The organism is bacterium, from assembly GCA_041648665.1.
In the GTDB taxonomy this organism is placed as follows: Bacteria; UBA10199; UBA10199; order 2-02-FULL-44-16; family JAAZCA01; genus JAFGMW01.
In genome coordinates this window covers 1-8,538 of sequence record JBAZOP010000111.1, presented here as the reverse complement: position 1 = coordinate 8,538, position 8,538 = coordinate 1, and the positions used below count along the sequence as shown (strand labels likewise).

Below are 8,538 nucleotides of genomic sequence, written 5' to 3'. Positions count from 1 at the left end.
CGGGTTCCCGACGCCCGACGCCTTGCCCAGGAAGATGCGGCTGGAATCCATCGTGCCGAGCGTGAATGCGTTGACCAGTATGTTGCCGTTGTAGCACTCGTCGAACGAGACCTCGCCGCCCACAGTTGGAATTCCCATCGTGTTGCCGTATCCGCCGATGCCGGCCACCACCCCGCGGACGAGGTAAGGCGTCCTGGGATCGGTCGCGGCGCCGAAGCGCAGGCTGTTCATGTTGGCTATGGGGCGGGCGCCCATCGTGAAGACGTCGCGGAGGATGCCGCCGACGCCGGTCGCGGCGCCCTGGTACGGCTCGATGAACGAGGGATGATTGTGGCTCTCTATCTTGAACGCCAGGGCCACGCCGTCGCCGATGTCGATTATGCCCGCGTTCTCGCCCGGGCCCTGGAGCACGCGCTGTCCCTCGGTGGGGAGCGTCTTGAGGTACACGCGCGAGCTCTTGTACGAGCAGTGCTCGGACCACATGACCGAGAAGATCCCCAGCTCGGTGATATTGGGCGTACGGCCCATGACCTCCTTGATGCGGCCGTACTCATCTTCGCTGAGCCCGTGTTCGGCGACCACCTCGGGGGTGATTTCTTCGCATTGGTGACCTGACATCTCTATCTCCTGTCTTTCGTCCATTGCACGATGGATTTGAAGATCTTGATCCCGTCCGTGTTGCCGAGCTGGCTCTCGCTGCAGCGCTCCGGGTGCGGCATCATGCCGAGCACGTTGCCCGCGTCGTTCACCAGCCCCGCGACCGCCTCCATGGAGCCGTTGGGATTGTACTCCTCAGCCACGTTCCCCTCTTCGTCGCAATAGCGGAGCACCAGCTGCCTCTGTTTCTCCATCCTGGTGATGAGCTTCTTGTCAGCGAAGAAGTTCCCGTCCATGTGCGCGATCGGGATCCGGAGCACCTCGCCTGACCTACACGCGCAGGTGAAGGGGGTGTCGGTCCGCTCCACGTGCACGCTCACGTCGCGGCAGATGAATTTCAGATTGTCGTTGCGCATGAGCGCGCCGGGCAGGAGGCCGGCCTCCTGCAGGATCTGGAAGCCGTTGCAGATGCCGATCACCAGCCCGCCCTCGGCCGCAAACCCCTTGACCGCGTCCATGATCGGCGAGCACGCAGCCATGGCGCCGGAGCGCAGGTAGTCGCCGTAGGAGAAGCCGCCCGGCAGGATGACGCAGTCGGAGCCGCAGAGGTCGCGCTCCTTGTGCCAGATAAACTGGGCCTCCTGGCCCAGGACCTTCGTCACCACATGGCGGCAATCGTGGTCGCAGTTGCTGCCTGGAAAAACGATTATCCCGAATTTCATAGTGGACACCTTATCCTTGACCTTCGATGTCATACCTGTAGCTCTCTATCACCGTGTTGGCCAAGAGCTTCTCGCAGATCTCCTTGAGCTCCGCCTCGGCCTTCTCCTTGGGCATCTCCGCGAGCGTCACCTCTATGTACTTGCCCACGCGCACGCCGCTTATTCCCTTGTGCCCCATGCTGCCCAGCGTGTGGCGCACCGCCTCGCCCTGCGGATCGTGCACGCCCTTTTTCAGTGTTACGTATACTTTTGCCTGCATAGCCTCTCCTTACTTTTTGAACACCCTCTCAAATATCGTATCCACGTGTCTCAAGTGCTGTTTCACGTCGAAGAGCTTCTTGAGAGCCGGTTCGCCTATCTTCTTTTTGATGAGATCGTCCTCCATCAGCACGTCGAAGAACCGCCGCTCTTCCTTCCACGACTTCATCGCCGCATCCTGCACCGCCTTGTACGCCTCCTCGCGGGTGACGCCCTCCCTCACCAGCGCGAGCATCACCTCCTGCGAGTTGTACAGGCCGAACGACGCCTCCATGTTGGACTTCATCCGCTCCGCGTTCACCGTGAGCCCTGCCAGCACCTTCGCGAGCCTGGCGAGCATGAAGTCCGCAAGCATCGTGGAGTCCGGGGCTATCACGCGCTCCACGGATGAGTGCGAGATGTCCCTCTCGTGCCAGAGCGCCACATCCTCGAGCGCGGCCATCGCGTTGGCGCGTACGATGCGCGCGAGGCCGGCCAGGTTTTCGCACAGGATCGGGTTTCTCTTGTGGGGCATCGCGGAGCTGCCCTTCTGCCCCTTGCCGAACGGCTCCGCCGCCTCGCCGACCTCGGTGCGCTGAAGATGGCGGATCTCCACGGCGACCTTCTCTATGGATGCGGCGATGCCGGCCAGCGTGCAGAAATAATGCGCGTGGCGGTCGCGCTGAACGATCTGCGTCGAGACCGGCGCAGGCTTAAGCTCGAATCGCCGCAGGACCTCTTCCTCCATCGCCGGCTCGATGTGCGCGAACGTGCCGACCGCGCCCGAGAGCTTGCCCGTCGAGATCGTCTCTATGGCGTCCTGCAGGCGCTTCGCGTGCCTGCCGAACTCGTCGTACCAGACGGCGGCCTTGAGGCCGAAGGTGATCGGTTCGGCGTGAATGCCGTGCGACCGTCCCATCATCAACGTGTCCTTATGGTCGCGCGCGAGCTTGGCTATGACTGCGCGGAGCTCATCGATCCCCTTTGCGATGGAGAGGCCGGCGCGCTTGAGCTGCACCGCGAACGCGGTGTCGATGAGATCGGAGGAGGTCATGCCCATGTGGATGAAGCGGGAGTCCGGGCCCACCTTCTCGGCGATTGCGGTGAGAAATGCGATCACGTCGTGGTGCACATCCGCCTCGATCTCACCCACGCGAACCGCGTCGAAGGCGGCCTTTGACTTGATGGTCGAGAGCGCATCTTTGGGTATGGCGCCGCGCCTTGCCCACGCCTCGCAGACGGCGATCTCGATCGCGAGCCACAGGTCAAAGCGGGATTCATCGCTCCAGAGGGCGGCCATCTCAGGCCTGGAATATCTCTCTATCATCCGAGACTCTCCGTTTCGAAAAGAACTGTACCAGGAGGTCGCTTCAACCCCCTGAAATCATTTACTTTTCAGCGCTCCAGCAGGAAGAGGCGGCACTATAGCCCACGACATGGCCATATGCAACCCAAAGTTGCTGTAATCTCTAATGATAATCTCTTGAAGAAAAAGTGGTTTCAAATACAATCGCGCGTCGATGATCCTTATCAGACGCAGATATCTGCCCTGGCTCGCGGCGTTGGCGCTTATGGCCTCTCTATACATGCCCGCCAACGCAGTCTCCCAGGTGCCGATCGAGCTGCCGGGAGACGACGCCGTCGTATTCGATGAACCCGGCGACGAAGAGACAGCCGCCGATGAAGAGCGGGCGATTGCGGAGGACGAAGAAGGTGAAGATCGGGCGGTGCCCGGCCTCGATGAGGTGATGGGCGACTTCGAGGGCCGCGAGGCCGGCGAGGCGGAGACGCGCTGGGGCGTGAAGGTCAACGCCGCGGTGCGCGCCAACTACGTGTTCAACGAGTCCTCCGACAGCTTCGTCATCAAATACACATTCGAGCTCGAGGGCGAGGCGAACGCGGACACCGCGGTCATCCGAGGCGACGCGAACATATCCGCGGACGTCGAGGGGACGCTCGCGCGCTGGCCGACCGGCCAGTGCAGCCTCAACGTGAGCATCCCCAAGGTCCCGTTCGAGATCACATTCCGCAAGAGCGAGGAGGAGAAGGGAAGCGTATCGCTGCAGTTCAGAAAGCCGATCATGGAGGATTGGAAGTCCTCGTGCACCTTCACCGACGCGCCGGGCGCGAGGTTCGAGACCTCGGGCCCGCCCGAGAAATGGCTCGCGATCGCGATCGAAAAGGCCAGGCCCCCCATCCGCTCGATCGTGGCCGACATCACGGACGAAGAGACGACCACGAGCTTCGTCATTTCAAAACAGGTGATCGACGACGCGCCGCTCGGCAGCGTGGAGGTCGAGGGCACCGGCGTCCTGACGATCACGCCGGGGGGATAAAAAACGACTCAGGACTTGATCTCTTTGCCGACGCTGAACGCCCTCGCGATACCCTTTCCTATCGTACGATACTCCCTCGCCGGGGTCGCGGTGTAGATGAAGGCGCTCATCTTATCGATATCGGGTTTGCCCTCTGCCATGCACGACTCGGCGGCATATATCTCCTCCACCTTGCCTATGACGAGCACGTGGCTGCCCAGATCGAGCTTCTCGTGCACGCTGCACTCGATATTGATCGGGCACTGCTCGATGAGCGGGGCCGTCCCTGTCTTTCCGTAGAACACCTTGAAGCCGCAGGCCTTGACCTTGTCCACCTTGGCCCCCGAGGCGATGCCGCAGAAGTCGGTCTCCTTCACGAGATCGATCGGAGGGATGCAGAAAGAGAGCGTGCCGTTTTCGTCGATCCCCTTCAGCGTGTAGCGGGCGTGCCTTATCGGCACCGTGAGCATGAGCGGCTCGGCGCAACCCACCCCCGACCATGCCGCAGTCATGAAATTGGCCCTTCCGTCCACGTTGGCGCCGATCAGAAAGACCGGCATCGCAGGCGCGCTGTTGATCATCCCCTCTTTGCCTATCGCGATCTGTCTCATATCTCCCCCGTAGGTTTTTTAAAAACATCGCTCGACCATGCATCCGGCCCTGACCGGTCATCTCTCCTGACGCAGCAGGCGGCGGCGCAGGACCTCGAGGTCGTCGGCCAGCGGCGCCTCGAAATCCATCTTCTTTCCGGTGACCGGGTGCGTAAACCCAAGCTTGAACGCGTGCAGCGCCAGACGCGGCGCAGCCCGCGTAAGACCGGGCGGCGCGTACAGCTCGTCGCCCAGGATGGGATGGCCCTTCTCGCTTAAGTGGATGCGAACCTGATGGGTCCGGCCGGTCTCCAGACGCGCCTCGACAAGAGAGGCGCCCTTGCCGAGATATTCGCGAAGTCTCAAGTGCGTCACCGCTTCCTTGGCGCCGTCCTCCTCCCCCTCCGCGGCGCTGCCGCGAAGGCCGTCGCCTCGATTGCGCACCAACTGGGTGCGCACGGTGCACGGCTCCTTCGGGAATTGGCCGTTAACCAGAGCGAGGTAGCCGCGCTCCACCCGATGGTCGAAGAGGATATCCTTGATGAGGAGCTGACACCGCTCGGTGAGCGCCACCATCATCAAACCCGAGGTGGGTTCGTCGAGGCGATGCACGGGAAAGGCCGCGCCGATAAGATGCCCGACCACGCCTATGACGCTCTTCACATCGCGCCTGCCGGGGGACGGGACTGAGAGCATGCCCGGCGGTTTGTACACCACGACCATGTGCGGATCGCGGTGGATGATGGCCAGGTCGCGGTTGGGCCGGATGCGCGGCGCATCGCGCCGCAGCGTGACGAGAGCTGCATCGACCTCGCGCCCCCCGTCCGCGGTCGGCACGCCGCAGTACATGACCTTGCCCGTGTCGAGCAGGTCGCGGACCTCCCGGTTCGTGAGCTTGAGCGATCTCAGATGGTCGATCAGACGCGGCATCTTTAATTTGCCTGAAATTTCTTGAAGAGTTTTTCGGCCAATCTTTTGCCAAGCTCCGCGGCTTCCTCGATCTTGCCGCCCTCTTTGTCCGACGCGAACCCGCTTCCCTCGGAGCGGGACACGAAGCCCACGATCGAAAGCCCGGAGGGCACGACCTCTGCGTTAGCCGCAAAGACCGCGCCCGCAGCCTGCGAGATCGCCTTGAGGAACGCGCGCTCGGCCTTCATCGAGACCCCCGACGCCGGGTGATGGCAGGCCGCTGCGACGAATTTTATGAGATCCTTGCGGTCGCTCCTCACCTCCACCGCAAGCGCGCCCTGCCCGACAGCGGGGATGAGCTTGTCCAGGGGCAGGCGCTCGAGGATCGCCTTTGCCACGCCCAGCCTCATGAGCTCGGCCGACGACATGATCACCGCGTCGGCCGCGCCGTCGCTCACGGCGCGCAGGTTGGCCTCGGCGTCCGTGATGATGGACATTATCTGGAAATCCCTGCCCATGTGCGCAAGCTGCGGCGCCCTGCTCGCGCCGGCCACGCCTATGCGCGCGCCCTTCGGCAGCGCCGCGAGTCTCTTCGCCTTGTTGGAGAGGAAGGCCTCGCTGGGATCGAGCCTCGCCGGAACCGCCGCTATGGATACGTTCGGGGGGAGCGTGGCCGCCAGGTGCGACATGTCGTGGACAGCGAGGTCGATCTCGCCCTTTGCCAGCGCCTCGTCTATCTCCTTGGTGAACACGTGGACGCCGCGCTGGCCCGCGAGCCCCACGTCGAGGGAATCCCCGATGACCGGGATCGGCTTGAGCTTCACCTCTGCGCCCGCGGTCTCCAGGAGTTTCGCGACTGACTTGGCGTAGACGAGCGATACCTTGGCAGTCCTGGCGCCTATGGTTATCTTCATCAAACTATTCCTTGTCCGCCTCTCCCACGATCTCCTCGAGGAGCGCCGCCGCCCTGGGCGCCAGCTTCCTCATGGACGAAAGGACCTCTGCGTGGGTCATGCGGCCGCGATGCAGGTCTGCCGCAGGATTCGCTATGCACGAGAGCGACAACACGCGAAGGCCCAGGAATCTGGCTGCGATCACCTCGGGCACGGTCGACATCCCGACCGCGTCCGCGCCGAATTTTCTGAATGCCGCGACCTCGGCCCTCGTCTCGTAACTCGGGCCCGATGTAGCGAGATACACTCCCTCTTTGAGAGGTATCTTCAATTTTCGCGCGGCCTTCTTCGCGACAATGCGAAGCTTAGGATCATACGCGTCGATCATGCTCGTGAACTGGTCCCTCCCCCTCTGCACCGCGACGCCGACCAGCGGATTGATTCCCATCATGTTGATGTGGTCGCGCACGAGCATGAGATCGCCGGCCGCAAATTTCCTGTTCACGCCGCCAACCGCGTTGGTCGTGATGAGCAAACGCGCACCGAGTTTCGCGAACACGAAGTGCGGGAAGACCACCTCCTGCGGCGAGTGGCCCTCGTAGAAGTGGAAGCGGCCGACCATGGCGACCAGCGGCATTCCCCTCATCGTGCCGAACACAAGCCTGCCCTCGTGGCCCTCTGCGCGTGCGCCAGGGAAATGCGGGATGTCGGAGGAGGCGATCTCCTTCTTCGACTGCATGTGATCCACGAATCCGGAGAGCCCGGCCGAGAGCACGACAATGGCCTTGGGCTTCACGCCCGATCTCTGTGCGAGCCAGGCCGCCGCATCATCTGCGCAATCAAAATAGGATTCGATGTCCATTTCATTTCCCCTCGACGATCGTGACGCCTGCGGAGGTCCCTATCCTCGTGGCCCCCGCCTCGATCATCTCAATGGCCTGCGCGCGCGTGCGGATCCCGCCGCTGGCCTTGATGCCGATCCTTCCGTCCACCGCAGCCTTCATGATCCTCACGTCCTCCACCGAGGCTCCGCGGGAGCCGAAGCCGGTCGAGGTCTTCACGAACGCGGCGCCGGCCGCAAGCGCGATGAGGCATGCACGTGCGATCTCCTCTTTGTCGAGGAGGCACGTCTCAAGGATCACCTTGACCGGCCGGCCTTCAGCAGCCTGCACCACGCCCTCGATATCGCGACCGACCAGGGCGTCGCAGCCCCCCTTGAAGAGGCCTATGGCCATCACCATGTCGATCTCGGTGGCGCCGTTTGCGAGCGCGTCCTTTGTCTCCGTCATCTTGATCACAGTCGTGTTCGCGCCAAGGGGGAAGCCGATCACGGTCGCGACCTCCACGTCCACGCCCTTGAGAAGGGAGGCGGCCATGGCGCAATGGACGGGATTCACGCAGACCGCCTTGAAGCCGTGCTTCGCCGCTTCCTTGCAGAGCTTCTCGATCTCCACCGGGGTCGCCTCCGGCTTGAGCAGCGTGTGATCTATATATTTTGCGATATCCATCATGACCCCTTATTTTTGATAAGTTTATGAGAAAAATCAAAGTTCTGCAACATAAGCAAAAGGAATTCGTGTCGGCTTGAGGCAAGGTTTTCTATTGACCGCAGGCGACGGCTAATTTAGATTTCATCTTCAATTCCGGAGGGTTTACATGTCTGAATTCGAAGAAAATACCCAGACTGGCCAGGGCGAAGAGGCGCCGGCCTTTCCGATCAACCAGGTCCTCCTCGACGAGGCGACTCAATCCAAAGAGGAGTGGAAGGTCATAAAGGACCGCCTGAACAAGATCGAGGAGCACAGAAGCCAGGTCTCCAAGGCGGTCTACGAGAGGGTGCACGCCGACTACGAAGGCAGGCTCAAGGTCGCGACCGACGCCGTGATGAAGAAGAAGGGAGAGGTCGACACCGAGCTGACCGCGCTCTACGAGACCCGCAACAAGATCGCCGAGGACCTGAAGGTCCATCAACACAGCCTGGAGGAGATCAAGTTCCGCAGGACCCTGGGGGAGTTCTCCGACGAGGAGTACCAGTCGCAGGCCAAGGAGGAGCAGGAAAGGATAAGCAAGTTCGAGACCATCCTATCCTCGGTCAACAGCAACATCCATCGCTATGAGGCGCTCTTCAAAGAGGAAGGTCTCTTCGCGGAGGACGAGGCGCACGCGCCGCATGAGACGGTGGAGGAAGGCGAGCTCTCCGGGCTCACTCCCGCACCGCACGAGATGGAGCCGGCGACCGACGAGTCCGGCTATCTCATCGAGGAGACGGGACCGA

Annotated in this window: 11 protein-coding genes; 2 read left to right on the top strand and 9 right to left on the bottom strand. The window is 62.2% G+C overall.

Annotated elements, in window-relative coordinates:
- The 4 genes from WC683_18090 to purB form a co-directional block, all read right to left on the bottom strand.
- The coding region (locus WC683_18090) for an AIR synthase related protein (GenBank protein MFA4974521.1) at positions 1-618 on the bottom strand (618 nt) is incomplete at its 3' end.
- 2 nt (positions 619-620) lie between these two features.
- Positions 621-1,319, bottom strand: a complete 699-nt coding sequence (purQ, locus tag WC683_18085; protein MFA4974520.1) for a phosphoribosylformylglycinamidine synthase subunit PurQ — start codon at positions 1,317-1,319, stop codon at positions 621-623.
- Between the two features lie 10 nt (positions 1,320-1,329).
- On the bottom strand, positions 1,330-1,578 hold the full coding sequence (gene purS, locus WC683_18080; protein ID MFA4974519.1) for a phosphoribosylformylglycinamidine synthase subunit PurS: 249 nt from the start codon (positions 1,576-1,578) through the stop codon (positions 1,330-1,332).
- Positions 1,579-1,587: 9 nt separating this feature from the next.
- Positions 1,588-2,883 (bottom strand): adenylosuccinate lyase, encoded by a 1,296-nt coding sequence (gene purB, locus WC683_18075; protein MFA4974518.1) that lies wholly within the window; start codon positions 2,881-2,883, stop codon positions 1,588-1,590.
- Between the two features lie 193 nt (positions 2,884-3,076).
- On the opposite strand from purB, the gene WC683_18070 reads away from it, so the two are divergent.
- Complete coding sequence (locus WC683_18070) at positions 3,077-3,892, top strand: hypothetical protein (GenBank protein MFA4974517.1); 816 nt, start codon at positions 3,077-3,079, stop codon at positions 3,890-3,892.
- Positions 3,893-3,900: 8 nt separating this feature from the next.
- On the opposite strand, the gene WC683_18065 is transcribed toward WC683_18070, so the two are convergent.
- Genes WC683_18065 through deoC form a run of 5 tightly spaced genes read right to left on the bottom strand, consistent with a single transcriptional unit; the run spans position 3,901 to position 7,771 of the window.
- The gene (locus tag WC683_18065; protein ID MFA4974516.1) at positions 3,901-4,482 is read right to left on the bottom strand and encodes a flavin reductase family protein; all 582 of its coding nucleotides are present in this window, start codon (positions 4,480-4,482) and stop codon (positions 3,901-3,903) included.
- Between the two features lie 57 nt (positions 4,483-4,539).
- Complete coding sequence (locus WC683_18060; GenBank protein MFA4974515.1) at positions 4,540-5,391, bottom strand: RluA family pseudouridine synthase; 852 nt, start codon at positions 5,389-5,391, stop codon at positions 4,540-4,542.
- 2 nt (positions 5,392-5,393) lie between these two features.
- The gene (gene hemC, locus WC683_18055) at positions 5,394-6,284 is read right to left on the bottom strand and encodes a hydroxymethylbilane synthase (protein ID MFA4974514.1); all 891 of its coding nucleotides are present in this window, start codon (positions 6,282-6,284) and stop codon (positions 5,394-5,396) included.
- Positions 6,285-6,288: 4 nt separating this feature from the next.
- Positions 6,289-7,125, bottom strand: coding sequence for a purine-nucleoside phosphorylase (locus WC683_18050; protein ID MFA4974513.1), 837 nt, complete (start codon positions 7,123-7,125; stop codon positions 6,289-6,291).
- Position 7,126: 1 nt separating this feature from the next.
- Positions 7,127-7,771, bottom strand: coding sequence for a deoxyribose-phosphate aldolase (gene deoC, locus WC683_18045; protein MFA4974512.1), 645 nt, complete (start codon positions 7,769-7,771; stop codon positions 7,127-7,129).
- A 148-nt stretch (positions 7,772-7,919) separates the two neighbouring features.
- Here deoC and WC683_18040 point away from each other — a divergent pair.
- A partial coding sequence (locus tag WC683_18040) for a hypothetical protein (protein ID MFA4974511.1) occupies positions 7,920-8,538 on the top strand: 619 nt, incomplete at its 3' end.